Source organism: Rufibacter ruber, assembly GCF_014138425.1.
Classification (GTDB): Bacteria; Bacteroidota; Bacteroidia; order Cytophagales; family Hymenobacteraceae; genus Nibribacter; species Nibribacter ruber_C.
The window spans coordinates 83,096-108,245 of the sequence record NZ_JACJIQ010000012.1 but is presented as its reverse complement, the minus strand read 5'-3'; the positions used below and the strand labels follow the sequence as shown (position 1 = coordinate 108,245).

Sequence of the window (25,150 nt, the reverse complement as noted above, 5' to 3'; positions counted from 1 at the left end):
TGTAGACCTTTGGATTCACACTTCACAGAAAGTAGCCATGCTCCACTACGCAAAGCGTTTGCTACCACTGTGCCGCTCCAATTAATTTATGGAAAAAGAAGATCTCATCAGGAAAGCAGGCAATTACGTGTTTGCGCTTTTCAAGGAGAAGTTGTCTAAGAAACTGGTTTACCACAACTACAAGCACACCTTTGAGGTGGTCAAGGAGGCGCGGCAACTCTCTGAGGGCTACCACTTGTCTGAAGAAGAGTTAGAAATCCTGCTGTTGGCGGCATGGTTCCATGATACGGGCTACGTGTCTACCTATGAAGGGCATGAAGATGAGAGCGTAGAGGTGGCCACCACTTTTCTGCGCGAAGAAGGTTACGCTGAGGAGAGTATCACCCAGGTGGCCCGCTGTATTATGGCCACCAAGCATGGGCAGCTCACCCACCACATTCTGGAAGACATACTGGTAGATGCTGACATTGCCAACATAGGCAAAGAAACTTTTTTCGCCACCGCAGAGCTGCTCCGGGTGGAGTGGGAGATTTTCATGAACCGCACTTTCTCAGACCTTGAGTGGGCACAGTTCCAACTGGATTTTCTGCTTTCTGTGAGCTTTAGAACACAGACGGCCCAGGCTAAGTATTCAAAACAGCTGAGCAAGAATATTCAGGCGCAGCGCAACCACCTGCTGGACCTCACCAAGAAAAAGAAAAAGAAGGAGAAGCAAGACCGGGAGACACTTGCCCAGCCTAAACGTGGTATAGAAACCATGTTCAAGAGCACCTATGACAACCACATCAGCCTCAGTGCCATTGCTGATAACAAGGCCAACATGATGATCAGCCTCAACTCTATCATCATGTCTATCATCATCACGTATCTGGGCACCAAGTCTTCTATCATTGGTGCCGAATTTACCCGGAACCCCATTCTGATGATCCCGGTAGGGATTCTCCTGGCCACCTCTTTGGCTTCTGTGATCTCTGCCATTATCTCAGCACAGCCTGAGGTAACCAGTTTCAGGCTGCGGCCCAACAAGCTGACCAGCCGCAGAATCAACCTGTTGTTTTTCGGGAATTTCACCAAAATTCCGCTGGAGGATTTCCAGTCTGGCATGCATGATATTATGCGTAACAAGAACGCCCTTTACAACAACATGATTACTGACATTTACTATTTAGGAGACGTTCTCAGCAAAAAATACCGCCTGTTGCGCATCTCTTACACCATCTTTATGATTGGAATCATTTTAACGGTTCTATCTTTTGTGATAGCCATTGCCCAATAGCAGAAGGATTTCATTGCTAAAACAGGAAAGGCTGCGAAATGATCGCAGCCTTTCCTGTTTTAGCAATGAAAGCCAAGTTACTTTTTCCTGGTCTGATACAGCTTTTCACAGAGTTTCTTGAGCTGCAGCAAAGACGTCTTCATAAAGCCCTTAATCTGTTTCCGGCCAAATATATCATAGAAATAATCCCCTACTGAAACCCGGCTGTAATGAAACTCCAGCGTGAGCAGTGTTTCTTCACCGGCGGGCTGCAGGTAAAAGAACAGCAACGCGTTAGGGAACATTTTAAAGTTGGCGATTTTCTCTATAAACTCAATGCGGGTAGGGGTTTCCCGGCATTGCAGGGTCTGCATTTCTATCATACCGCCCTTCTCCATTTCACAGAGGTAATTGGTGCCAATCCGGTTTATTTTTTTGGTGTCATACACCGCGCGCTTCACCTTGTACAACCATTTGGGTTTTAGGCGGTAGTTCTGTAACACCCTTAGCACCAGCTCCAGGGGTGCCCCAATTTTTGCCTTCAAGGAAAACGTGTTAGGATATTTGGCAGTGGTATGCTCTGCTTCCGGGTCAGTGACCAGCAGACGCAACGGGGTCAGGAAAGCGTACTTGTATTTCACCTCCCCCAGGTGCTCATATTGGTTGGCCCCCTCTTTCAACTGAGTCCAACCAAAGCACTTCTCTACCTCTTCCTGTTTCTGCGTGTTGAGGTATCCCTCTGTGAGCAGCACATACTCAGCCCCCTCAATATTGTTCTTAAGAAGACGGTGGGCTACAATCACGTCTGTGCCCATGAGTTTGGTATAGTCTCTAATCTGGGTGATGCTAATGCGGCCATAATGCACCACTATCTTGAGTGTGAGCTTATTCTCAGACAGCTGCGGGCTGGGCAAGGCCCGGTCACGCTGCATGATTTTCAGGTAGTTCTGGAAGTCCAGGAAAATCTGCTTGCACTGGCTCACAATGGCCTCAATAGAGGGTGGGTCTCCCAGCTTGTAGAACAGAATGGCATCACCCTGTATCTCGCACAACTCCATGTTAATGATGTTGCCCTCTATGATGATCTCTAACAGGTCAGCAATGAGGTTACGGCTGTACCGCACCCCATTTTCATGCATGAAGCGCGTGAAGCCACTAATATCCGGGATAAACAACAGCGCCGGCTGTGAATCATCTGCCTCTTGGGATAAAAATGAAAGATTGGTGACCGCTGACTCCATGAATCAATTTTAGATAAGAATGCCCTGCTTTAGCGAAGCACATCGCCACTTATACGGAGATGCCACACATTCCTTTACTAAAAGGGGTTACTTGTTTATAACTTTTTTGAAAATAAACTGTTTTCCCGTTTGGCTCTCCCCTCCCAGCCAGGCAAGCCATACAATCTGTCTCTGACTGGCAGCTTATTTACCGGGTATTACCAACGCCTATTTCCCCGTCAATTCTTAAAATGCAAGGCCTGGACCAACTTTTCACATACCCGCTCCCAGTCCTTTACTCCATTGGCTATTAGTGCCATTTTATTTAATTCTGCTCTTGAAAAGATTAAAAAAACCCAAAAATATAGGGTGAAAACAACCTTAAAAAGAGTTGCTTCCACCCTACAGTAATAACCAGGCAATGGCTGCTTAGGAATTCGCTTCAGCGTTTTTTGGCTTACGGCCTCTTTTTGCGCCTTTAGGCTTGTTCATGGAATCAGGAATTTGATTCAATGCCTCATTCATCTGGCTGAAAATACCCAGCATCAATTGAACATCTTCTACATTTTGGCAGTCCCGGATAACCTCCATCTGCATCTTGTCTAATTTGCTTTTGAGTTGCTCTCTCATAGTATTAGGGTTGGTCTAAACAAGTTAATTAAATAATGACACAAATATAGAAACAAGGGTGAATAAACTAGTATTCACTAAAATATATTTCTCCCATTTAAGGAGGATATACGTCATTATTTTCAATTTCAATTAAATTTTATAAATAAATCTTTAACATTTTTAATTATGTCAATTAATGATTCTTTTTTCACAGAAAAGAAGAAAGCAACGAAAAACCAGTGGCAGCCAATCATTTGTATAGGCTGCGGCTTCTCGCCAACACAGTTTCTTTCTTAAGAATTTATCTCGGTTTTGATTCCATTGCTCCTGTTTTTGCCTTACTTTTGCGATTCAGTATTGCTCTCATTAGAGAAAGAAGGCCCTGTAGTTCAACGGATAGAATAGAAGTTTCCTAAACTTTAGATATGGGTTCGATTCCCGTCGGGGCCACAAACACCTGAATTCATCGGCTGTAATCCTGATAAAATCAGCGATCTCAGCCGATAAACAAAGGTTTTAAAAATCATCTTGCCGGATTAATGCCGATAAGGACCAAAAATATTCTTCCCCTTTTCCGCACCCCGAATCCTTCCCCTTTTTATCTTCACACCATGGAGATAAATTTCTACCCCAAGACGGAGAAAAACAAAGACGGCACCATAAAGGTCAACGCCCAGGGCAAGGTGTCGCTTCAGATGGTTATTCACCACCGCGGCCCCGCCAAGCTGGGCATTGGCCTTAGTATCTTCCCCCAGTACTGGGACGCGGCCAAGCAGAAGGTGACCAAAAAACACCCCGGCCATGAGGCGGTAAACGACACCATCGAGCAGAAACGACGGATTGCGGAAGAGATAGAGCAGCAGATACGCACCGCCAACGGCTACGCCACCGTGGAGGAGATTGCCCTGGAGTTCGCGGCCCGTACCCGCCCCCCAAAAAGGGAGCGGAAAAAGAAAGAGGTGGCGCCCGTTTCGGTAGACATGACCATGGAGGCCATTAACCTTAGGTGGAAAAAAGAAAACAGCGGATTTGTCTCAGAGCACACCCTGCGAAAACACAACCAGGTGGTAGCCAGCCTAGAGAAGTTCTCCCCCGGCATAACCGGCCCGGAATTGGACGAGTCGTTTATTAAGAAATACATGAAGTACCTGTCCGGGAAAGGGTTGGCCAAGGGCACTATTAAAAAGCATGCTGAATTTCTTAAGCTGGCCAGAGAGGCGGCCGGCCTGGGGGGGAAGGTAAAGGTGCTGTCTGTAAAGGTGCAGCATTCTATACGGCCGGACCTGACCATGGAGGAGCTGCGGGCGGTGATCACCACACCACTGGACAAACTACACCTGGAGATAGAGCGGGATGTTTTTGTTTTCCAGATGTTTGTGCCTCTTCGGGAAAGCCACTTCCGCAAACTGAAACCGCACCACCTGCAGTACGTGACCATTCAGGGCCAGGAGGAAATACCGGTTATCCAGACCACACAGCTGAAAACGGAAACACCTGTTGTCATCCCGCTACCTCCCTTGGCCCTCGATATATGGAACAAGTACGGCGGTGTGCTACCTTTCGTTAGCCAGCAGAGGCGTAACGCCTACATAAAAAAGATATGCCTGCAGGCAGGGTTGACACGTCCCATAGTGCAGATAAAACACAAACTAAAGGGGTTTGAGGAAGAGGTGAAGCCTCTGTGGTTTTTAGTCTCCACTTACACCACCCGCCACACAGCCGCCTCTCTGATGCTGGAGGTAACCGGGGATGAATCTTTAAGCGGATGGCTGCTGGGCCACACAAACCACGGCATAGCAGGGGTTACCGGGGTGTATGCCAAAAAGAAGGCCGCAAAGGTGCTGCCCGCCATACTGGAGGCGTGGAAAGAAATATTAGGGGATACCCAAATCCCGGGCTGAACCGCTAAAACCTGCCGAAGGTGTAGCCGACCCCTGTCAGCGCACCATAGGTCAGGCCTTTGCCTCCTGCCATGACACCGGCCCCGAAAATAACACTGAAGCGTTTGCCCCTCTCCCTCTTCAGGGCCTGCTCTGTTATCCTTAATCTCAGCACGGCCGCTGTGGCGGTGGCCTGAGACACGCCAAACAGCGAATCCTGCCGGGCAATGTACTGGCCCTGCACCAGCACGGTGCTGTCCAGATGGGTGATAAGCCCGCCCTTGGTCTCGTTCAGCAGCTCCAGCCCGTAGATGGTGCTGTCCTTGGCCGCAATCACCGCCGCGCAGTTGTCCGGGGTTGGGTTGGCCCGGTAGTCAGCGGCCTTTTGGCTGGCCAGGTCTTTCCAGTACTTTACCGTGCGGTCGCGCCCGGCGATCTCCAGGCGGTGCAGGCTGTCTTTTATGGCCTGTTTTCTGGAAAACAGGCCGAAAAGGGAATCTTCCACCGCGGCAGCGACTGCCACGGCCTCCAGCTTATCGGCGTAGGCCTCGGCCGGCGTGGGCACAGGCGCCGGGCTGCTTTCCGGATTGCGGAAGAACAGCAGGTACACGGCCAGCACCAGTGTCACCAGTGCGGCCATTGCCCAGAAAAAGTTACTTTTTAAGATGTTCATGGCTATTCCTTGCTGAATTTGGCGAAAGCAGCCGCCAGTTTCTCATCATACTTGTTTGCCTTGTAGCCAGCTCCGTTGTAGAGGCGGGCGAAGGTTGCCCAATCATGTGCCAATAGCGCCCGGTACATCTTCGGGTTTGCCTTAATGAAGTTGCACACGGCCTCCAGGTGGTAGCGCTCCTCCTTGAACATGGAGTTTACGAATTCTTGCACAGTACTGAAGCCGCACACGGCGTAATGCTCGCCCATGATCTGGAAAGCACCCCAAGAAGCTGATTTAAGCGCCGCCTCCCGGTTGTACTTAATGGCCGCGTCCAGCCGGTCCCATTCGGCCACACCCCCTTTGTAGTGCGCCCGGCTCCATTTCGGAAAGCAGAGGTCGGGCCGCTCTTTAGCCGCTTTCTTCCTCACCTCGGGCAGTTTGGAAAGGTGCAGGTAGAACTTATGCCCCTCAAAAAGGATCTTCGGCCGGCCGTCTGCAAGGTGCCCGTTACCGTTGCTCTCCACTTGTTTAATGGTTCTCAGTTCAGCAACGCCTATCCCCTCCTGTTCAGACACTAGCCTGTAATCTATCAGTGACAATGCTTTCATGGCTATTCTTCTTTGTTGGTTTCAGGATAGGCAGGCTCCAAAGGCTGCCCGTTAGCGTCTCTTGTCTTACGGCTGTTGAGGTGCCCCATAATAGTGAGATAAGTAGAACCCAACGCACCGGCAAGGCAAACCAGTACCAGTTCTATTTCAGGCCTAACAATGGAGAACTCCTGTTCCGGCCAGATGTGCAGCTCAATGGTAGAGGCAAAGACCAGATACCAGAACAGCAGCATGCAGCTGGCGGTGGTAAATCGCTTGATGCTGTAGCGCCCAGTGCCCGGGTTCAGCATGGTGTCGCACCAGATTTTCTTAATTTCCTTAAACATTTCTTTTGCTGTCTATCAGTTTGGGTAGAAGCTCCAGCACCCCGCCGAACTTCTGGTAAAACTCAATTCTTCCTTTCTGATACTCCTTAATGGCGTCTTCATGGGTGGCCACCTTCTGCACCATCTTCTCAATATTGCCGTTTGTCTCTGCGCGCATCTCCACTATAGCCAGGTTGATTTTCTCCAGTTTGCCCATAAGTTCCCGCGTAACCTGTGAGTGCTCCTTTTCGGTACTGGCCAGCTTTTCGGTGTACTCAGAGCGCACCTTCTCAATCTTCAGCTCCGTCTCCTTGTTGTTCTTGTCAATAGCCTGGATTAGTCGGTCTGTGATTGTGTTCAGGTTGTTCTCAATCTCGCTGGTTTTCTTCTGCAGGTTGGTGGAGTCCACTTTTAAGGCCTCCACGTCGCGCCACTGTTTTATAAAATAAAGGGCAACGGCTACCAGGGCCCCGACGACCGATGCTACCATACCCCAGTATTTCCATATTTCCATTATCCTTTAATTTTGTATTTAATAACCTATGAAAGCATGCTTTCTTTGGCACTTTCACTACATACCCAGAAAGCGGGCTATCAGCAGGTTGTCTATCTCCAGGATGTTCTTGTCTATCTCGGCCTGGGCCAGCCCGGTGTCCTCCCGCATGAAGACCATATCCCCGAATGTGGCGGCAGTGGGCGCACCCCCTAGCTGGAACTGCTCCGCTGTAAAGTTGGCCGGGTTTTTTATAGCAGAGGCGGTGGAGTTGGACCCTATAAGCAAATCCCGGTGCAGCGTCTTCACCCCACCGGCCTCGGTCACGTAGTGCCGGTACAGAAAGGCTTGGTTCTGGCTGCCTACCCTTTTGTATCTAAACTTCAGGATGGACGGGACAGAAGGGAAAGAGCCGTTGGCCCCCGCCACCTGAATAATGTTCGCCATGCCGGCGGTGATTATGTTTGCCCCGCTCAGGTCGTTCTTGTTCACATAGAAGCTGCTGTTCCCCCCGGTGCTGGCCGTGATGGCAAGTTGCAACACCGGGTTGTTGGTCCCCGCTGTGACGGTGGCGTCCCTAAGGAACACCCAGAACGTGAAGGGTACGCCTGTGGCCACCCACGCCAACTTGAAGTTGCTGGAGGCGCTGCCGCTTCGCAGATAGTTGCCGTTTGGCATCTTCACCATGGGCACGCTGGTGGGAGTCGCCTCCACTTTGGTGCCCACGCGGTCCAGCACCATGCCAGAAATCCGGTCTGTCCACCTGTTGACGTAGTTCCCCACGCTGCGCTCCAGCCCCTCGTTGGTGTTCAGGTAGAAAACAGCCCCCGGCATCTCCTCCACGGAGACACCTCCCAACTCACAGCCCTCCAGTTCAAGTCCTTCTAAAAATGCCATGGCTACCTTTTAACCGTTCCTAACTTGGGGTCGCAGCCAAACGCCTCCCCATGAATTACAGCCTGTTCCATCTTTAAATATCTAAGTAGTCGTTGTACAATGTCCAGTCCAGGGCAGAGGCCACACCCGGCGTCACAAACACCTTTATGCCCATGTTGTCCCCGGTGGCTTCAATCCCGCAGGTGGCAGTAATGGAGGAACCCAGCGAGGTAGTGCGGGCCACCTGGTTGTCCACGGTGATCACCCCGCCCGTCTTAAAGGCGGAAACCTCCATGATCACCTTTATGTACTGCGTTTCGCTGCGGCCGATAAACACCATGCGGCCCGTGATGTTGTTGCCGTTGTTGGCAATGTTCATCTGAATGTCTGCGCTCCCGTCCGGTATCTTAAAATAGGCTTTCGTGGCAGAGGCGGTGGCAACTGCCCCCATCCGCTTTTTGGAGGTCATGCCGATATTGGCATTGTGGTCAAAGGCCTCGCCCACAATCACGGCCTGGTCCCCGGAAGTCCTGAAGAAAAGGAACGTCTTGCCCGTTGTGCTTTTAAAGGTCGCCGCCACAGGCAAACCATCGGAGAAGATAAACTCCATGGTTTTGTTGGGCGAGGCCGTGATGCGGCTCACGGTGCTGTCAATTTTAAATTTCCAGCCAACCCCCAGGGTAAGCAATTTGTCGGCAATAAACATCCGGAGATTGTCATTCCCTGTGACAGTCCCGTCAGCTTTGCGAACCTGTACAGCGCCCTCCAGAGTACCGCCAGCGGTAGCGGTCACGGGCAGCCAAGCCTTTGCGCTCCCGTTAGACATCAGGGCTGTCCCAGCGGCCCCTAATGGCGGCAAGGCTGGCTCCTTGCCCGCCAGTTGTGCGGCCAGATCAACTCCCTCAGTATAGTTCTGGAGCACGGAAAGCATCTCCCGCACCGTGTTCACAACGGCGTCACCGTCACCCGCCTCAGGGCCAATAATGGCATTAATTGCATTAACCGTAGAAGCCAGATCTGTTATCTGCTGTTGCGCCGTAGCTAGCAGGTTGCCCGCCGCGAAGTTCTCCGCCCCGGTGCCTATGTTGGTCTTGGCCGCGGCAATGGCCTGGGTGTCGGTATAAGCTGTTGCCTCCAGTTCTTCAACAGTGGCTATCTCAGATCCCTTATATTGGGCATATTGGTTAAAGGAAACATCACCTGCAAAGTTGTTGTTGCCAGTGAATATGTTTGTGCCATTCAAAATCTTGCTTCTTGCCCAAGCAAAAATCGCACTTAACCGTGTCCGCTTGTTCCTGTTCTCTGCCAAGACTTCAGAGGCATCCAGTATCTCTATCTGTAAGTCATCCCCTACTGTTCCATTTGGGATGCTTACAATCTCTTGAAGCTCGCTTATCTTTTTATTAGCCATATCTTAACCTTCAGATTTTCTGTACTCCCCATTTTCCAACAAGCGTATGCCGTCCAATACTAAAACAGGAGGAAGGGTAACGGTGCTGCCCGGCTGAAAAACCCCATAGAGTGTACCGTCCGCATTTAAAATGGTCACCGGGTCACCGGAGCCCCCCTCACTGCCTGTGTCATGGCGGTTGTGCTTCCCGAACCAGCCTACCTGCTCCAGTAGTATGGACCCGTTTGAAAGCAGATAGCGCGCAATCGGCTCATGCTCATACCCCTCCTCTGCCTGATAAGCCACACTGTTTACCATCACCCGGTCATGGCTAAAGGCCACGGCCAGCTTCTCATGCAGCCATTCCGGCAATTGAAGCGTGTCAAACTGGACCTTCCGGTAGTTATCCGCAGACAGGTTTATCAGCTTGCCTTTACTGTCACGGTAAGTACTCCGCTCATCGGCCGGTCTTCGCTGGTAGAACCTCGCCTCCACCCTTACCCTGTTCTTTATCCCGGTGGAATAGGCAAGGTCATAGGCGTTGTCAATGTTGTAGTATTCAATCAGGGCCGTGCCCGGGTGCTCTGCCCTCAGGTCCACAGGTTCACTCACCGCAGACCTGCTGCCGTAGATCTCATCTGTTGCCTCAATAGCAAGATGGTACACACCCTCAGGTAGCGCGGATGTATCCCATACAAATTCTTTGACATTTTGCCCTGCATCCGCCTCCTCTGTTGCCAGCGCTGCCACCTGTGAATTGGTCACGCTGTTAAACACCCTCACCGCCACTTGCTGGAAGTTGCTGATAAACTGGATGGTTATCTGATCGCCCTTCACCACCTTTTGGAAGTAGCGCAGGGGGCGGAACCCGGCCGGCGCGCTTTGGCAGAAAAGCTGGTTGTCGAAGTTGGGTAACTCACCTGGTAAGGTCGGCACCACGAACCGTAGGCTGTTCATCATGGGGATGAAGAACGCGGCGGGCTGGTACTCGCACAGCGTATTGTCTGCAATGTCAGCATCCGGTTCGTAATTAGTGGCACGTGGGTCTTTACAGCCTGGCACAGGTTCTTGGCTGATGCCAGTCAGCGTCACCTCTGCGGTGTCTGTCAACCCATCTGCATCTCTTACCCCGAAATTATACACCCCTTCCTTCAGCTCCCCCCAACTGCTGGTGCTCACCCATAGACCGTCTGGCAGCCTCCTGAACTGGTAAGGTTTTGTTCCACCGGTCGCTGAAAGGCTTACAGCCCCATCCCGGGATATCTTTGTGTCCGGGTGTTTGACAACAGTAGCAGCAAGGACCAGCGCGGCATATCCGCAGAAGGCAGATTTAGGGGTGTCCTGAACGGTGAAGCCACCGCTGCCATTGTGGTAGTAGTCCCGTCTGGTAGTGGTGCCCGGGAGGCATTCGGTGAAGAATATCTCACCAGGGGGCCTGCTATAATCCTCAAGTGAACCGGGCTCATTGGTGGTAAACGGGATATCTGTTACAGAAACCGTTTTGGCCGATGTGTCAAATTCCCACTTCCTCAGGTTGTAGAAGTAGTCCGTGTACTGCTCGTACTGCTGGTTACCTTGATATTCATAAACCTCCCTGAGTTTTATCAATGCCATCCCTATTCCCCGTAGGCCCCCAACAGTTTAAACTTCGCTAATGATGTGTCTTTCTCCTGCTCCATAGACAGGATGAATCCGTAGCCTTTCGGGCTGCCGGGCTTAAGGGTGTTCACAAATCCCACCATACCGTAAGGGTTGGACATTATTGCACTGACCTGCCCCTCACTTAGTGGCGCTTCAAACTCAAAATACTCAGGCACCCACATAGCCTCCGGCAGGTCTGCCACGGCAATACTGGAGTCCTCGTAAAGGAATTCCGCTTCCCCCGGATATTTGGTGCCTGCCCTGAAATTGCCCTCGCTCTTAGGGCTGAAGGCCACCTGTTTCTGCATCTGTTTAAGCAAGGCGCCTTTCAAGACCCGGCCGTGGTCCGTTTCTGTAAGCCTGCGCTTCGGTGAAAGCCGGGCGTTATACACCGTCTCGGGACTGTACACGTTCCCCAGCTCAATTACCTGGTTGCGCTCTGTCACAAACACGTTATCGTTGTCCCGAAGCAGGCAAACAATAAATTTGCTGTCATCGTCAGCTGAATCGCTCTGCTGGTCCTCCTCCGGCTCATACTGCTTCCGGCGCGCCTCCTCGATCAGGAACCCGCCCCCAATCAGTTTTGAGAGCTTGCTGTACTTGTTCTTGGTCTGGGTGAGCGGGGTGAGGCTGGTCTGCTTGGCGTTGAACTCGTCCAGGCTGTTCTCCTGCCCCGTCTTCCATTTCTGGAAACCGAACTCCGCGGCGCTGTAGTGGTATTCCATAGCCACGGAGCGGGTAAGCTTTGTTACCTCCCCCAGTTCTGCCACTACTTCCTTGCGGAAAAAGTAGCTCAAAGGCTCCACGCGCACCATCTCCACGCCATTAATCTTCTCAATGCCGCAGCCGAGGCAGTAAAGCGCGTCCAACCCCTCAAACAAGTCCTTGAAATTGGCTGTTAGCGGCCTGGCAGACACGCCGCCGGTTCCAGACTCATACTGGAGTGGGAAATTGCTGATCTGAAAGCCGCCCGTGTAGAACAGCAGCGAACCCTTGCCGTCCTGGGCATAGGCTATGGCCTGGCTGTCAGTGCGCCCGAAGAACTCAGAGTAGAAAGCCGGGGAGCGGCCAAGAAGGGACTCGCACACACGGCTGAAAGCCTCATGCACCAGCATCCCCTTGCACGGGGTTGGCGAGGTGCTGCCCTGGAAATCAATATAAAGAAAAGAGGCGTCTGCCATCTGGATAACGTAATTCAGTCGGTAGCTGCCAGACACGTCCTCCACCAGAACCCTCCCATACACATACACCTTATCACCTTTGTTCAGGTTGAGGCTTGCGGAAAAGACACCGGTCAGCCGCTCCTTAAGGGTGCCGCCAGCTGTACTGGTGGAGAAATAGGCAAACTGCTGTTCCGGGCCGTTGTTTACACGGAAGTAGTACCAGATCGTCGCCTTGTCAAAGTCACCGTCCACCAGCCCGATTGTAATAGTGGCGTCAATGTTCAGGCTTATGTCAAACCTCCCCATGGCGTCAGACTTGTACACCTCAGGTATTTCCACCGGGCCATCATAGGTCAGGAAGCCGGACATGGTATTGGTGAGGTTCAGCTCGTTCAACTCCACCTCGTTGAACCCGAACAGGATGTACGGCGAGCGCGCCCAGCCCTCGGTGACGAAGGTGGGGTAGGATGCATTGGCCTGCCCTTTGGATCTGCCCCGGTACTTCTGCAGGATGACCTTCGAGTGCAGCTCCACCTCCTGCAGGTAGTTTACGCTGCTGGGGAGGGGATTGCCGTTAATTGCCCTGTCTGAAAGCAGGTTTACCTCCACATCGTCCTGGTTCAGCAGCAGCTGCGCAGTGGTGTCCTGCGTGATGTCTGCGGAAACCCGTATCCCGTCATCCTTAAACTTGTCAAAGCCTATGCGGCCGGTGAGCTTCTCCTCATACCCGAAGGTGTTAGGGTTATACTCTTTCAGCGTGCAGGCCACATTGGCCTCTATGCCCTCGTTCTGCTCCGCGGCCAGAAGGTAATTGCGCCCGTCCTTCACAAACTCCAGATCCGAGGAGGCGGTGATGCTGATTCCCTTGTAGGTCGCATCACGCACCAGCTCCGTCTTAAGCGAATCCCAGCCTACAGGGTCATTCACCAGAATTCTGGTGCCTAAGTGCGCGTTGCTGAGTTGAAACTGATACATGCTAAAGGTGTTGGATATGTGAAATACGTAAAATCCAAGCTTTTTAGCAAAAGATAACACACGTAATTATCAAATAATTAACCTATTGTATTGCAAGTATTACTTTAAATTACTATATTTAACAGTATATTATTGATGTGTATATGTCAAAACCAAACAAAAGCATCCGCTTCGATCTCTGGATTTTCCAGAAGGCAATCCCTTTCTTGGGGAAGAACTTTGCTAAGTTCGTTTGCACAGCTGTTCAGGAGAAATGGCAACGGGAAGGCATGGATAAGAAGTATCAGGAATGGAGGGAAGCCCAGCACCAAAACCAGGCAGCATAACATGGCAGAATTGACCAAAGAAGAAGTAAAGGCGGCGTTGCTTGCGCAGCTCCGTAGCGCCCATTCTGAGAAGACCACCGCTAAAGAAGGCACCATTGAAGAGCAGCAGTTTTACGCTGGCGCCATCTGGTATTTAGTTGGCCTGGCCAATTTGCTGGGTATTGACATTCAACCTGGAAGAGAAAGGAGGCCAGCCGTGAGCGGGTTGATACAACAGCAGTTCTACTCAAACGGAGGGTGCAGGTACTGCTGGTTTGTTGTCTTTGGCCATTCATTCTGGCTTTGCAACGACTCCCGTTTCACATCTGTTGGATCGCCTAAAACAATAGCCTCCTTCCGGGTCAAATCACTAAAACCGCAAACGCTTAAATAAGGAGAAAGGGAAATGAATAAAGAAAAGACTGGCACAGAGGCCGCCAGAAAGATTAGGCAGCTAGAACGTAAGCACTTTGATAAAGCCCAATTTTGTCAACAGCACAATATGAAACTTGACGAAATCAAACACAGGGAAATCGCAGAAGCACTGAATGAAGCAGCCTGGGCGGTGGAAGATGCTTTCAAGTTAGGTTACGTCTCTCCAAAGGAACCAGAAAGGAGCGCGCCATGATTGAGGCTAGGGAGTTGTTTGTCGGTGCAAAGGTGCTGGCATTCAAAGGCATGGTTTGCGAGGTTGAAGAAATCAGGAGCAAGACTGTTTTCTTCAAGGAAGGCGCTACGGGCGTGAAGTTTGAAGACCTGAACCCTATTCCGCTTACAGAGGAATGGCTGCTGCGGGCGGGGTTTGAAAGAAATTGGGAATATACAAGCGTAGTATATGAGAAATCATGTATGCAGCTTGAATGGAACGGATATCATTGGACTGACGGCAATGACGGATTTATAGTAGGTGTCAAGTATGTTCACCAGCTCCAAAACCTTTACTATTGTTTGGTTGGAGAGGAATTAATATTTAAAGCATAGCCAGATAGCTAAGATATTTGAGGTGTCCCGGTCAAATATTACTTTGATTTCAACGGGCAGAATTTGGAATCATGCCCTCACCGGCCAGGAACTGGAATTTAAAGACTGAGGCATTCTGATAACCATTGCAGACTTCCCTAAACTACTAAGCTGGCACTACGGCGACCGCGAGTCACTAAAGCGGGATCTGCTGGCCGGCATTGACAAGTACCGGAACAGCGCCAACCCCACGCACCCGGAGGCACTGCGCCGGGTCCGTGTCTACGGCGAGATGGCGGCCCTCTGCGACCAGCCGAAAATAGAACCAGGCGCGCAGATGGTGTTGCCGTTTGCCGCATAGCCATCACGTAAGAACAAGGCGAATACGGCGTTTTAGGGGTGTTTTTCTGAAAACAGCCGGATTCCAGTCAAGTAACCAACCCCCGGCAGCGGGTAGCTGTTGAGAGAAGATGATATGAAAGAACCGGAGACAGGGTGGGTTAGCGGCACGGTTGAATGCGACTTGTGCACCCACCAATGGATTGCAGTATGGCATCAAGATACGCCCCAATTAGAATGCCCTAATTGTGAGAATATTTCTCACTTTGAAATAATTGAACAATACACTTAAATCAAAAAAAACCAATGAAAACCATTGACTTAACTAGAATCAGAGAAGCCTTGCCAAGCGGGGCTAATGTTACATTGCGCAAGACCGATAAGGGAACGCCATATTTAGATGTGCGGATTTACCCTGGGTTGTATGTAAAAGGCAGCAAAGAGGAAGAAAGGGATTTAGAGGAAGTGCTACAGTGGCACATGGATATTATTGGGAAGGAGAATATCATGGAAATTGACACTCAGGAAACCGGAAGCCGTTGGAACACCTACCTAAAGAAGCAGCCATATGACTTTATAGGGTTGCAAGACAAAGACGTTGATTCCTTTACCGGTTTGCCAATCACTGAACTGGCAACCACCAAAGCCGTCTAACCCTCCCCGCTGCGTATAAGGGCTATGAGGAAAGACAGACGCGACTGGGACCGGGACGACTGGTACTGGCATAACAACAAGCCGAAGCTGTACTTTGCCGCGGCAATGCTGCTGGGCCTCGCCATCTACAAGGCAGGCCAGGCGTTGGGGTGGTGGTGATTGCTTAGTACCTTTGCCCCATGGGAAAGGACGGCGGGCTGTTCCGGCACACGGAACTTACGGAGGAAGAATGGGAAACTTGGCTGGAGCTGTGCCCTGCGCCGCTGCATTGGGGGGTGGTGTCTACGTTCAACGCATGCAGGGTGACCAACTTCTACACATGGCATACCGGGCAGCGCGTCAATGTGGCGGTGATCACCGTGGAGCGTGACCTTCCCCGGAAGTACGAGCTGGTGAAGGCAGTGTCCGGCAGGGAGATGGAGGAGTGGCTGGCAGAACAGCACCGGGAAAACCAACGCAACAGAAAGAAGCAATAACCCCGCCTAACCGCGGGGCTTTTTTTGTTGCCTGCAGCAAACAACGCCAACCCATAATACCGCGTATAAGGGGAACCTACCGGGCAATCCCGCCCACCCCCTCCCATTCTCCCATCTTTTTCTTACCTTAGGCGCGTTTCCGGCCTGATTTTCGCAAAATAGCCCTAAAATAGAATGAATGAATATTTTGTATATGCACTTATAGACCCCAGAAACAAGCAAGTATTTTATATAGGCAAGGGGAAAGGTAGACGCCACCTGCAGCACGTTAAAGAGATTCCTGAATTAAGCAAAGACTATACATCCAGGAAGAAAGGTATCAATGAAAACAAGGTTAAGCGGCTTCAGGAGATAATCACTTCAGGTCACGAAATAGAGTACAAGATCATAGCTTCAGAGCTAAGTGAAGAGTCCGCCTATATCCTGGAGGAGATCCTGGTGGAAAGATTAGGAAGGGTCCTGCTAAAGAATGGCAACCTCCTGAACCTTGAACCTGGCGGGAATTGGCCCTATGGGAAAGTGCTGTTGGAAGAATCTGAAAAGACCACACTGGCGCATGTGAGTGAAAAATACCCGGAGCTTCTTCCTGTCCTAGATCAGTACCCACACATAGCGACTAAATCAAAGCTCATGCCTTGGTGGGTCGCCGAGATCCCAAAGGAGAGGGCTCTTTACCAGTACCAGTTGAACGGTGAATATATGGACGTCCATAACGAGACCTACCTTACTTCTGGAACAGGAATGAGGCCAAACCTGATCTTGCACTGTATATTAAACAACCGAGGTTACGCATACGGCTCCCAGTGGGCAAAGGAATACTCAGAGAGGCTCCATAACTTGACACTTCTCCCCAAAGAGGAGCTTGAGAAAATGGAAAGGTTTATCAGATGGGACTACCGGAAAGAGATTGAAATAGAAACAGCAAGGAATTATCAAAAAAGAAACAGAACAGTTGAATCATGAAAAAGCTACTACTATTGTTTTTATCAATGGCATGCTTTGCCCTTGAAAGTTGCCAGCCAAATCCAGAAGAACTTAATAAGGAATCGGAGAGCTTGTTGGATTCTGCTAGAAAATATTTTGCGGAAGGGAATCTTGATTCTGCAACAATAATGGCAAAAAGAGCTCAGTCGAAATATGAACACTTAATAAAAGATAAAAACAGAGCCACTCCCTTTTTGGAGGATTTAGAAAATTACCAGTCGGTTGACTTCAAGAAAGATGCTTTCTATAACATGACACGTGAACAATATGATTCGTTAAAGAAAGGTTTTTTTGTAAAAAAATATTTAAATGACAGTCTTTTAAATATGGCATTTATTGGAGCCCTTTATAAAGATAAGGCGCAATGGGCAAATATTCAGAATAAGAAAAAAGATGAGGAAATAGCAGAAGCTAAAGCAGAAGCTGAAAGAATTAATACACTCAGAGCCGAAGGAAAGGTTAAAAGAAAAAGTCTAGAAGGAGAATTGAGAAATGCATTTCTTGACCAAGGTCTTGATATAAAGGTGAAAGTTACTGGTAAAGAGAATGATAGATTAATTTTAACCTATGTTCTTTTCAATGATGTCTGGTTTAGAAGGTTTGAAAAAGAAGGTCTTTTCGATGGTTGGCATGAACAGGGCTTTAACAGAGTAGATTTGAAAGACGGTTACAATAGGTATCATAAATGGACCTATTGGGAAAAATAAAAAAACTTAATGATACATGAGCAAAGCCTCCCCTTCCAAAAAGGAGGACTGGTAACCCCTCGGGCCGGGCCGGTGGGTCGGAGCGGTTGAAATCCAGGGCAATTCCCTATCTTTGCCGTACTCCGCCCCGCCAGCCGTTCCGGTAGGCGAAAGCCCAGGATTTAAAACCTGCCGTTTTACCCTTGTTAAACCCCATTAGACACTTCACATTTTAGTAACTTTTCAACATTCATAAGCCATTCATTTACAGCGCAATAACAACAACAACATCATCAACAACTTTAATATTGCAAAATGTTGATTTACAAGGAGTTGTTTAAAAAATTTCTTTTGGAATTTTGAATCAAAACAAAATTTTTGTCGTTAATTGCAGACACAAAGGCCACAACGGGTACCAACCCATCACCGCTTTTTTGTTTTACACAACTGTAAAGGTGCTTTTATTTAGGGCACCAAGATCGTATGGCAATCTATAAGCCGAAACCCAGTCCGGTACTCACGGGCGCCTCCGCAAGCCGTTTCATGAAAATGGCGGTGGAGTCAGAAAAGAGATCAAAAACAGCAGAGGCAATCAAGGAGAGAAAAGAACTTGATGAATTTTATGAACTGCTGAAGAGTAAATCAAACAGATAAGCCTTGCCTTATAGTGTAGCCGATTGCGGACTTCCGCATCAACTTGATGATTTTCATGAGTTAGAGAATTTCGATTGTGGTCGAAATTTCATGACTTCATTCCTGCAGAAGAAAGCAAAGGCTTATTGGAAGCAACGGCTTTGCGTTACCCATGTTTTTACCCCGTTAGACAATCCATCATTTGTCGCGGGGTATTTTACTTTGTCTGCGGATTCAATCCAGATAGATATAAGCATGGGGAAAACTGAGCGCAGGGTTAAAACAAAAAGACTGGGCATGCCCCATGAGAAAAGGCTTCTGCATACATACCCTGCCGTAAAATTAGGTATGCTTGCAAAAAATACCGCTTTTGTAGAGAAAGGCTTTGGCAGAGATATGATCAAGGCTATCAAAAGTATTGTACTAAATGACAGCGGAATTTACTGTTGCAGGTATATAATTATTGATGCTATTAATGATCCTGGCATCATTAAGTTTTACCTAGACAATGGGTTTGAGTTTCTTTATGAGTCTGAAGAAGATGAAAAGGTGGCTATGAACGATCCGGACGAACTTACAACAAGATATATGCTTTATAATTTGGGCGCTATTACTGATTAAGAAAGCCCCGCGGTTAGACAGGTTTTTTATAGCAAAAGATGCTGTTTTACTTAAGGGCATCAATTATTTTTTTAGGGTCAGTTTCTGTGAATGCAACAATCTGCTCTTCCTCAAACTCCTTTTCCCATTCCCCTTCGTTGTTGAAATATCTTAACGCGTAAGAATATACACCTAATTGAAACACTATTACTAAGTAATGAGCCCCGTTATAATTAGGCTCATCATCTTCGATTAAAATCCATTTGGCTGTTTCCATAATCTAATATACTACTTTTTAAAAATAGAAAAGCCCCGCCCACCAGCGGGGTTTCCCTTTTCTACAATATCCCGTTGGGATGCCGCAGCTTATTGTGCTTCTCCCGCTTGCTGATCCTTGATTGGAAGCTTCAACTTGCCTTGAAAGTGCATCTCATTGAATGCAACAGCCCATTGGTCTTGGAACTCCTCTTCAAGATTTTCTACTTCCTGAAGCACCTCTTCTTCAGGTCTCTGTTCTAGCCGTGCCATTATATACGCCTGATTCGTAAGAATCGCATCTAGGCTTCCCCGTACCTTAGATAAGTGCATGAGAATATTCCCAAGGGTAAGAGATGTAGGCAACTCTATTTCGTTTTCCTGGTTTTCAAGGTTTTCGTTTTCCATTATTTTTTTATTTTAAATATAGGGTAATAGTTAAATGTTTCTTTGAATTACCTTTAAAGAATTCCGTTTGGCCTTCTCATTGCGTTATTTATTTCCATTTTTCGGCCTTCCCTTATAATATACTCCTTGAGTTCCCCAGCAGATAAATGCTCTACACGCATTGGTTGCTTTTCAATGGCGCGTCTAATTTTAGAAAGTGCAAATAGGATCTCTGCGTTTTCCTGCCTTATGATATGGGTCTCATACTGCACCTTTGCCCGCTCTGCCTGGTCAAGCCTTGTCTGGGCGCTGCCCATTGCCTCCTCATTCATGCGCAAATGGCCCACTTTGTCAATGTAGCTTTCCCCCAGCATCTGCTTGGTCTCAGTGGCAGTATAGACGTTTGCCCCGGGCTGCAGAAACTGAATTGACCTCTTTGGCACTATCCGGTACCGGTCACCCTCCTGCACCAATTCAGGACCACGCTCTGCCACCTCTGCCCAGCCTCCGCGGAAGTTCTCAACGCCTTTGAAGAACTGAGGAAGGGGCTGGGCTAAAACTGCCGCCGCCTGTATTCCAGCAGTCGCAAGAATGAATGAAGTGAGTAAGCCAGCAGATATCCCCAAGTCTGCATAGTATGTTCCACCACCTGTGCTAAGAACAGATAAAACACCTTCTGCGGCTCGGATCCCAATGTTAAACAATGCCATCTCCCGCTCTAACTTAGCAGACTTAATCCGTTGCTGCCGCTCAATGTTTTGGTATTTCTCCTCAATGGCAGCTCTAGCCTCTGCATTGTCACCTACTAAATCAAGCTCCCGTTGCTTTTGGTTTTGGTAACTCTCTGTTTCAGATGCCAATCTGTCTGTTTCAATCTGGAAATAAGCGTCACCAAGCGTTTGCCCAAACTCAAAGCCCATTCTGATCAGCTCTCTGCGCCGCTCTTCTTCTTTCTGTATCCTATCAACATATTCTTGGTAATCAGTTCCTTGTTTTTCAAGGTTTTGTTTATTAGCCTGATACGTTTTATTCATGCTGTCTACAATAGCGGCATCAGCTTGCTTCTGTAGGTCAACTGTTGTTTGCAAACCTTTTTGCAACGTATCTAAATCCACTTGGGGCGTAATAGTGTTGAGCTCCTGCATCCGCAGGTCCTGGTACAGCTTGCGCTCGATCTGCCTAACCTTATCAGTGCCTTCCTCTGTGATGCGGACGCGCTCGTCATTCAGCAGCTTGGTATTGGAAAGCAGGTAGGCCTTCTCCAGCCCCACAATGCGCAGCCGCACCTCGGCCGCGCGCCGCAGGTTTTGGTTGCGCTCGTTCTCAGACAGCTCCTCGTCCTTCGACAGCTCCTCGAAGATAGAGGCTTGCCTCTCCAGTCTGCTGCGCTCCAACTCATACCGTGCCTTATTGGCGGCCTCCAGAGCGGCAATCTCCTCCTCTGTCAGACCACCAACCTTTCGTGCTGCGTTCTCCGCTACGTCTGCCGCCTTTTTGCTTTCCCCGGCAAACAGCTTCTGAATATCGGACGCTTTGAAACCCAGTTCATTCAGCCGGGCCAGGGTAACCGCCCTCTTCTCCTCCAGCGCGTTTATCTTCTCCTGCTCTTGGCGTGCTTTAAACTGGGTTTTGCTGGTCTGGTTAGCCATTTCGCGGAATTCCTCATCTCGCTGCCTGCTATACTCGCGGCCCAGCCCCACCTGCTTGCGGGCCTCTTCTGCAATGTCGGCACGGGTGACAGCCTCGTCTTCCAGCGCCTTCTTGCGTACCTTCGCCTGTTTGATCTGGTCATCCGTTGCGTTCAGCTCCAGGGCCAACGTGCTTGCGGTCTGGTTCGCAAGTAGCAGCTTCTGCTTGATGGCCTCCTTTACCGCCTCCTTGTTGAGGGCCAGCGCGCCGGTCTCCTTGTTGATAGACACTACGCTTTCCCCAAAACTGTCCCGCAGCTTAAGGACAATGATATCCAGCTTTTTCTTTTCCTCCTTTGACGGCTCCACCCCGTCCCTTGCCAGGGCCTCGTACTCGTCCAAGAGCTTTTGGGAGGAAGAGGCCAGCTCCTGATTGGCGCGCGCAGACAAGAACGTGCTTTTGGCGGCCTGCTCCTGCGATTTGTCAACCCCTCTGAATGCGGCGATCAAGGCGTTCACGCCGTCTATGCCCCCCTTGAAGAACTCTTTGATACCGGCCCCGGTAGCCGAGTTGAAGATGTTGTTCTTCAGCTTCTCCCAGCTCCCGGCCAGGTTGTTGTTCTTCACCGCGAACTCGGCCGCCAGGCTGGTACCTGTTGCCAGTTGTTTATTGGCTATCTCCTGATACCTGTTGAATTCGTCCGTATTCTTGGCCAACGATGTAATTACTGCCCTAGCATTAGCTCCCTCAATTTTCAAATCCGCCAAAAGGGAACTGAATTCAGTGGTGGTGTCACCGCCTGCGTTAAGTCCTTTGAGGAACAACTGCAGGGCGGCGTTTGCGTCGTTGTTGATAAGGTCCACGAACTCCTGCAGCTCAAGGTTGGTGTCCGCGAAACTGGCTATCTTGTAGAAAGACTTTGAGTTGGCGGCCATCTTCCCGATGAGGTTATTGAGTGCCGTGCCGCTAACCTCCGCCGAATAGCCAAGCCCCTCCAGCGTGGCGGCATAGGCGATCACGTCCGGCAGGCCGATTCCCGCATTGGAGGTCACCGCACCCACCCGCAGCGCCACATCCGTAAGGAACGGCGCGGTGGCCTTGCCCTGCGCCCCCACCTCATTCAGCACGGAACCGATGTTGATAAGGGATGTGGAAAAGTCTGTTCCTGTTTTTTCGGCTACCCTGAAAACGCCCTCAATCTTACCCAACTCTGTGGCCACCTGTTCCGCGCCGCCTTGGAAATCATCACCTAAGGCCACCACCGCCACGTCAATGGCATCGGTGAAGTCATAGATCTGTTCCTTTGCTATGCCTAGCTGCCCCCCTATCTTGGCAATCTCCAGCTGCTCCACTAAAGACGTCCTGGAATCCCGGCGTGACAGCCTGTCGGCCAAACGCTCTACCTCATCAGCCGCCAACCCGGTCGTTTTGCGCACATCGGCTTGTGAGTCGCTAATCTGAACGTTGGCGTCAAAAATGAACTTACCTGCCTGCACGGCGGCATCGGCCAGGGCCTGCAGCCCCAGATACGCGGCGGCCGTCTGCACGGCGAAGCCTTTGAGGCTGCTGGTTGCGTTCTGCCCCAGCCCGTCAAACGCGCCGGAGGTCCCGTTCAGCGCGGCGGAAACCCTGTCCATCAAAGTAGGGTAGTTGCCCACATTGCGGAAGTTGGACCCCAGGGCTTTATCGAAATTCTTAAGGGCCTCCGTATTGCGGGCGATGGTCTCCGCATACTCCACCGCCTCTTTGTTGTTCCGGTTCAGCGCGCCGGTCTGCAGGTCAAAGGCATCCGGCATCTTCCGGATCTCGGCCCACAGCTTTTTGTTCTGCGCAGTCAGCGCATTGTAGCTTCTTTCCACGACCTCCACCTCATGGCGCGTCTTTTTCAGCGGGGCCAGAAGCGCGTCCGTCGCGGTCCGTGTCTTGTTCAGGTCGGCCACCAGCCCGGCCATCTGTGTCCTGTTGGCCTCAATGGACGGGTCCAGCGCCTTGTACTGCCTGATAAGGCTCCTGGACTCCGCCTCCAGCTCGTTCACCGAGGCCTTGGTGAGGTCCAGAAGCTTTTTCTGCCCCTCTGCGGCCTCCTTGTTCTCATTGAACGCTTTGGTGAGCTTATCCACCTGCCTCTCCAGGGCCGTGATCTTGGCCCCGTCCGTGAGCGGCGAGAGCGGGTTGCCCTGCTCCTTCAGCTTGGCCCCGACCTCCAGGAGCTTTTTCATGTTGTCGGTGTAGGCGGTGAACCCGCTCACCACCTGCTCCAGCTTCTTTGACTCGCTCCGGAGGGAGCGCAGGGATTTTACCAGCTCGGCTATCTCCTCCTTGCCTACGGCGTCAATGAGCCCGTCAGGCCCAACAATCTTAATGGGGTTGCTCATTTGCGTCTGCTCTGTTGTTTGGCCCGGTTCTCATGGAACCGCAGCCGTTGGTAGAATTGCTTCTCTGTCAGTTTCTCGGGGGCCTGCACCCCGGCAGCCTCCAGGCTGGCGCACAGGTCACCGAAGGCCTTCTCATGCTGGCTCACGGCGTTGGCCGGGTTGGACAGGTCAAAGTTCCTGGGCATGATCTCTGCCAGCAGGTAGGCCTCCGCATCGGTGACCACCCGCTCCAGATCAGGCCTCGGCTCCTCGCTGCCCAGCATCTCCAGCCTGGCCAGCGCCTTTACCTTCACCTTCTGCAGGAGCTCGGCCTGGGCATCCTCAGAGAAGTACTCCGGGAACGCCAGGCGCATCTCCTGCGCCTTCCTCTTTTTTACCTCTTCCAGCAGCCCCTCCACGCTGCCCTGCGTCAGGCCGTAGCCGCTCAACCGGTCTTTCAGGGCTGCAAGACCCTGCTCTGAGTAATCCGTCACCGGTTCCCCGTCCACCGAATGGACCAGGCAGCAGAAGGCAAGCCCCGGCCAGTTGGTGCCTTCCAGAATATGGAAGAAGTTGTAGTGCCTGTTGGCAAGCTCTGTCATGGCCTCGTTCATGCGGCCGGCCTTAAGGAGCTGGTAGAACCGCTGGTCATGCGCCTCCACGTCCTGCATGGTGCGACCAATCCCCGCATCCAGCATGAGGTACCGCTGGAAGAGGCTGTTTTGGTTCATAGGCAGCTCATCCGCCGAAAAGTGCAGCATGAGGTGGTGCCCGTCTTTTAGGTCTATTCTTTTCATACCCTGATTAACTGTCTGGTGATACTTGCCCCCATGAACGCGCTGATCAGCAGCCACCAGGTGGCACCGGTGTAGGTGATAAAAGCAAGGCACATGGCCAGGCACAGCCAGAAGCCGAGGCAGAAGTGGCAGGCGCGGCCGAAGCGGTGCGAGTGGTGCACGTCCCACCATTCCAGCCAGCCCCACTTTTCCATGCACAAAATAAGAGTAGCGGCTACCGTGCTAACCACAATGGCAAGCATGGCTATCTCGTGCACTAATCCCTTTAGCATGGCTGAAGATCCTCCGTGTAGTTCAGGTTCCCCACGAACCGCATGGCGGCGAAAGGGTACATCAATAGCGGTTCCTTCTCCTTGGGCACCGTGTAGCCCTCGAAGATGTCGCGCACCTTCTCATCCTGAATTGACTCCAATTCAAAGTCAGAGCAGCGTTTCAGCACCTGCATCACCTCGTTCTTGAGTTCACCGGTGTAGACGTAGTCCTTTGCGGGGTTCACCTTCTTCAGGTTCAGATAGAAGACAATTGCCACCCGTACCCCGAAGCGGTTGGTGGCGGTGTGATCGTATTCCTGCACGCGTTCCGGCCCAAGCACCTGGAAGAAGCTGTAGGATCTGAGGTTGTCGTTGGGCAGTACACAGTAGTATTCCCCCTTGGCCGCGTAGACCTTGGGCACTGCCCCGCCCAACTGTTGGTCCGGCATGAGCCTGGCGCGGGCAAAGGACTTCTGCAGCCACGGCAGACGGGCTTTCAGTTCCTGCTGGATCTGCTGGATGGCCGCGTCCAGCCCCTTGGGGTTCTCCAGCAGCGGTATGTCTGGGTTGAAGTAGTTCATTGCAGTATGAGTTCGGTGTTTTTCTCCTCAGATATCTCAAAGTCAAAATGCCAGCTTTCCATCGGCCCGCTGTTAAGTCCGTAGGAAAGGCCATTGGCCGTAATATTTAGGCGGGTGACAATGTATGGGGATTGACTCACGTCGGTTTTAAGATAAACGGTCTGCCCTATGTCGAATTTGTTCTCA

General features: G+C 50.7%; 29 protein-coding genes and 1 tRNA gene. 13 read left to right on the top strand and 17 right to left on the bottom strand.

Annotated features, from left to right (window positions below; all coding sequences use genetic code 11):
- Nucleotides 1–88: 88 nt before the first annotated feature.
- Complete coding sequence (locus FHS90_RS14615; RefSeq protein ID WP_066834890.1) at nucleotides 89–1,276, top strand: Pycsar system effector family protein; 1,188 nt, start codon at nucleotides 89–91, stop codon at nucleotides 1,274–1,276.
- 77 nt (nucleotides 1,277–1,353) lie between these two features.
- Here FHS90_RS14615 and FHS90_RS14610 read toward each other — a convergent pair whose 3' ends face one another.
- On the bottom strand, nucleotides 1,354–2,496 hold the full coding sequence (locus FHS90_RS14610) for a DUF2652 domain-containing protein (RefSeq protein WP_182513606.1): 1,143 nt from the start codon (nucleotides 2,494–2,496) through the stop codon (nucleotides 1,354–1,356).
- 408 nt (nucleotides 2,497–2,904) lie between these two features.
- On the bottom strand, nucleotides 2,905–3,105 hold the full coding sequence (locus FHS90_RS14605) for a hypothetical protein (RefSeq protein ID WP_066834894.1): 201 nt from the start codon (nucleotides 3,103–3,105) through the stop codon (nucleotides 2,905–2,907).
- A 360-nt stretch (nucleotides 3,106–3,465) separates the two neighbouring features.
- Here FHS90_RS14605 and FHS90_RS14600 point away from each other — a divergent pair.
- Nucleotides 3,466–3,537: transfer RNA gene (locus FHS90_RS14600), tRNA-Arg, on the top strand.
- Nucleotides 3,538–3,698: 161 nt separating this feature from the next.
- Complete coding sequence (locus FHS90_RS14595; protein ID WP_182513605.1) at nucleotides 3,699–4,988, top strand: phage integrase SAM-like domain-containing protein; 1,290 nt, start codon at nucleotides 3,699–3,701, stop codon at nucleotides 4,986–4,988.
- Nucleotides 4,989–4,992: 4 nt separating this feature from the next.
- Here FHS90_RS14595 and FHS90_RS14590 read toward each other — a convergent pair whose 3' ends face one another.
- From FHS90_RS14590 to FHS90_RS14555, 8 genes are all read right to left on the bottom strand, one after another.
- Entirely contained in the window at nucleotides 4,993–5,640 is a 648-nt protein-coding gene (locus FHS90_RS14590; protein WP_182513604.1) for a hypothetical protein, read from the bottom strand.
- 2 nt (nucleotides 5,641–5,642) lie between these two features.
- Nucleotides 5,643–6,230: an N-acetylmuramidase family protein gene (locus FHS90_RS14585; RefSeq protein ID WP_182513603.1), complete on the bottom strand. Its 588-nt coding sequence runs from the start codon at nucleotides 6,228–6,230 to the stop codon at nucleotides 5,643–5,645.
- Between the two features lie 2 nt (nucleotides 6,231–6,232).
- Nucleotides 6,233–6,556: a hypothetical protein gene (locus tag FHS90_RS14580; protein WP_182513602.1), complete on the bottom strand. Its 324-nt coding sequence runs from the start codon at nucleotides 6,554–6,556 to the stop codon at nucleotides 6,233–6,235.
- The gene (locus tag FHS90_RS14575) at nucleotides 6,549–7,025 is read right to left on the bottom strand and encodes a hypothetical protein (RefSeq protein WP_182513601.1); all 477 of its coding nucleotides are present in this window, start codon (nucleotides 7,023–7,025) and stop codon (nucleotides 6,549–6,551) included. Before FHS90_RS14575 ends, FHS90_RS14580 begins: the two co-directional genes overlap by 8 nt.
- A gap of 81 nt (nucleotides 7,026–7,106) precedes the next feature.
- Complete coding sequence (locus tag FHS90_RS14570) at nucleotides 7,107–7,925, bottom strand: hypothetical protein (RefSeq protein WP_182513600.1); 819 nt, start codon at nucleotides 7,923–7,925, stop codon at nucleotides 7,107–7,109.
- 73 nt (nucleotides 7,926–7,998) lie between these two features.
- Nucleotides 7,999–9,315, bottom strand: coding sequence for a hypothetical protein (locus tag FHS90_RS14565; protein ID WP_182513599.1), 1,317 nt, complete (start codon nucleotides 9,313–9,315; stop codon nucleotides 7,999–8,001).
- Nucleotides 9,316–9,318: 3 nt separating this feature from the next.
- The gene (locus tag FHS90_RS14560; protein WP_182513598.1) at nucleotides 9,319–10,908 is read right to left on the bottom strand and encodes a hypothetical protein; all 1,590 of its coding nucleotides are present in this window, start codon (nucleotides 10,906–10,908) and stop codon (nucleotides 9,319–9,321) included.
- Nucleotides 10,909–10,910: 2 nt separating this feature from the next.
- A complete protein-coding gene (locus tag FHS90_RS14555) occupies nucleotides 10,911–13,073 on the bottom strand; it encodes a hypothetical protein (protein ID WP_182513597.1) in 2,163 nt (720 codons plus the stop codon).
- 327 nt (nucleotides 13,074–13,400) lie between these two features.
- Between FHS90_RS14555 and FHS90_RS14550 the strand changes: the two genes are divergently transcribed.
- The 10 genes from FHS90_RS14550 to FHS90_RS14510 all read left to right on the top strand — a co-directional run bounded on the left by FHS90_RS14550 (nucleotide 13,401) and on the right by FHS90_RS14510 (nucleotide 18,731).
- Nucleotides 13,401–13,772, top strand: a complete 372-nt coding sequence (locus FHS90_RS14550; protein ID WP_182513596.1) for a hypothetical protein — start codon at nucleotides 13,401–13,403, stop codon at nucleotides 13,770–13,772.
- A gap of 12 nt (nucleotides 13,773–13,784) precedes the next feature.
- The gene (locus FHS90_RS14545; RefSeq protein WP_182513595.1) at nucleotides 13,785–14,006 is read left to right on the top strand and encodes a hypothetical protein; all 222 of its coding nucleotides are present in this window, start codon (nucleotides 13,785–13,787) and stop codon (nucleotides 14,004–14,006) included.
- Nucleotides 14,003–14,359: a hypothetical protein gene (locus FHS90_RS14540; RefSeq protein WP_182513594.1), complete on the top strand. Its 357-nt coding sequence runs from the start codon at nucleotides 14,003–14,005 to the stop codon at nucleotides 14,357–14,359. Before FHS90_RS14545 ends, FHS90_RS14540 begins: the two co-directional genes overlap by 4 nt.
- A 624-nt stretch (nucleotides 14,360–14,983) precedes the next feature.
- Nucleotides 14,984–15,331 carry a hypothetical protein gene (locus tag FHS90_RS14535; RefSeq protein WP_182513593.1) on the top strand — a complete coding sequence of 116 codons (348 nt, stop codon included), beginning with the start codon at nucleotides 14,984–14,986 and terminating at the stop codon, nucleotides 15,329–15,331.
- A gap of 24 nt (nucleotides 15,332–15,355) precedes the next feature.
- A complete protein-coding gene (locus FHS90_RS22630; protein WP_281367912.1) occupies nucleotides 15,356–15,490 on the top strand; it encodes a hypothetical protein in 135 nt (44 codons plus the stop codon).
- Nucleotides 15,491–15,510: 20 nt separating this feature from the next.
- Nucleotides 15,511–15,807: a hypothetical protein gene (locus FHS90_RS14530; RefSeq protein ID WP_182513592.1), complete on the top strand. Its 297-nt coding sequence runs from the start codon at nucleotides 15,511–15,513 to the stop codon at nucleotides 15,805–15,807.
- A gap of 174 nt (nucleotides 15,808–15,981) precedes the next feature.
- Complete coding sequence (locus FHS90_RS14525) at nucleotides 15,982–16,770, top strand: GIY-YIG nuclease family protein (protein WP_182513591.1); 789 nt, start codon at nucleotides 15,982–15,984, stop codon at nucleotides 16,768–16,770.
- Entirely contained in the window at nucleotides 16,767–17,498 is a 732-nt protein-coding gene (locus FHS90_RS14520) for a hypothetical protein (protein WP_182513590.1), read from the top strand. The genes FHS90_RS14525 and FHS90_RS14520 overlap by 4 nt, the downstream gene beginning before the upstream one ends.
- A gap of 462 nt (nucleotides 17,499–17,960) precedes the next feature.
- Nucleotides 17,961–18,131: a hypothetical protein gene (locus FHS90_RS14515; RefSeq protein WP_182513589.1), complete on the top strand. Its 171-nt coding sequence runs from the start codon at nucleotides 17,961–17,963 to the stop codon at nucleotides 18,129–18,131.
- A 3-nt stretch (nucleotides 18,132–18,134) separates the two neighbouring features.
- A complete protein-coding gene (locus FHS90_RS14510) occupies nucleotides 18,135–18,731 on the top strand; it encodes an immunoglobulin domain-containing protein (RefSeq protein WP_182513588.1) in 597 nt (198 codons plus the stop codon).
- A gap of 46 nt (nucleotides 18,732–18,777) precedes the next feature.
- Here the strand turns inward: FHS90_RS14510 and FHS90_RS14505 are convergent, their stop codons facing one another.
- The 7 genes from FHS90_RS14505 to FHS90_RS14475 all read right to left on the bottom strand — a co-directional run bounded on the left by FHS90_RS14505 (nucleotide 18,778) and on the right by FHS90_RS14475 (nucleotide 25,104).
- Nucleotides 18,778–18,987 carry a hypothetical protein gene (locus FHS90_RS14505; protein ID WP_182513587.1) on the bottom strand — a complete coding sequence of 70 codons (210 nt, stop codon included), beginning with the start codon at nucleotides 18,985–18,987 and terminating at the stop codon, nucleotides 18,778–18,780.
- Between the two features lie 89 nt (nucleotides 18,988–19,076).
- Nucleotides 19,077–19,373, bottom strand: coding sequence for a hypothetical protein (locus tag FHS90_RS14500; RefSeq protein WP_182513586.1), 297 nt, complete (start codon nucleotides 19,371–19,373; stop codon nucleotides 19,077–19,079).
- Between the two features lie 53 nt (nucleotides 19,374–19,426).
- Complete coding sequence (locus FHS90_RS14495; protein ID WP_182513585.1) at nucleotides 19,427–23,356, bottom strand: phage tail tape measure protein; 3,930 nt, start codon at nucleotides 23,354–23,356, stop codon at nucleotides 19,427–19,429.
- Entirely contained in the window at nucleotides 23,353–24,132 is a 780-nt protein-coding gene (locus FHS90_RS14490; RefSeq protein ID WP_182513584.1) for a hypothetical protein, read from the bottom strand. The genes FHS90_RS14495 and FHS90_RS14490 overlap by 4 nt, the downstream gene beginning before the upstream one ends.
- Nucleotides 24,129–24,404 (bottom strand): hypothetical protein, encoded by a 276-nt coding sequence (locus FHS90_RS14485; RefSeq protein ID WP_182513583.1) that lies wholly within the window; start codon nucleotides 24,402–24,404, stop codon nucleotides 24,129–24,131. Before FHS90_RS14485 ends, FHS90_RS14490 begins: the two co-directional genes overlap by 4 nt.
- Nucleotides 24,398–24,964 (bottom strand): hypothetical protein, encoded by a 567-nt coding sequence (locus tag FHS90_RS14480; protein WP_182513582.1) that lies wholly within the window; start codon nucleotides 24,962–24,964, stop codon nucleotides 24,398–24,400. Before FHS90_RS14480 ends, FHS90_RS14485 begins: the two co-directional genes overlap by 7 nt.
- Complete coding sequence (locus FHS90_RS14475; RefSeq protein WP_182513581.1) at nucleotides 24,961–25,104, bottom strand: hypothetical protein; 144 nt, start codon at nucleotides 25,102–25,104, stop codon at nucleotides 24,961–24,963. Before FHS90_RS14475 ends, FHS90_RS14480 begins: the two co-directional genes overlap by 4 nt.
- Nucleotides 25,105–25,150 lie beyond the last annotated feature (46 nt).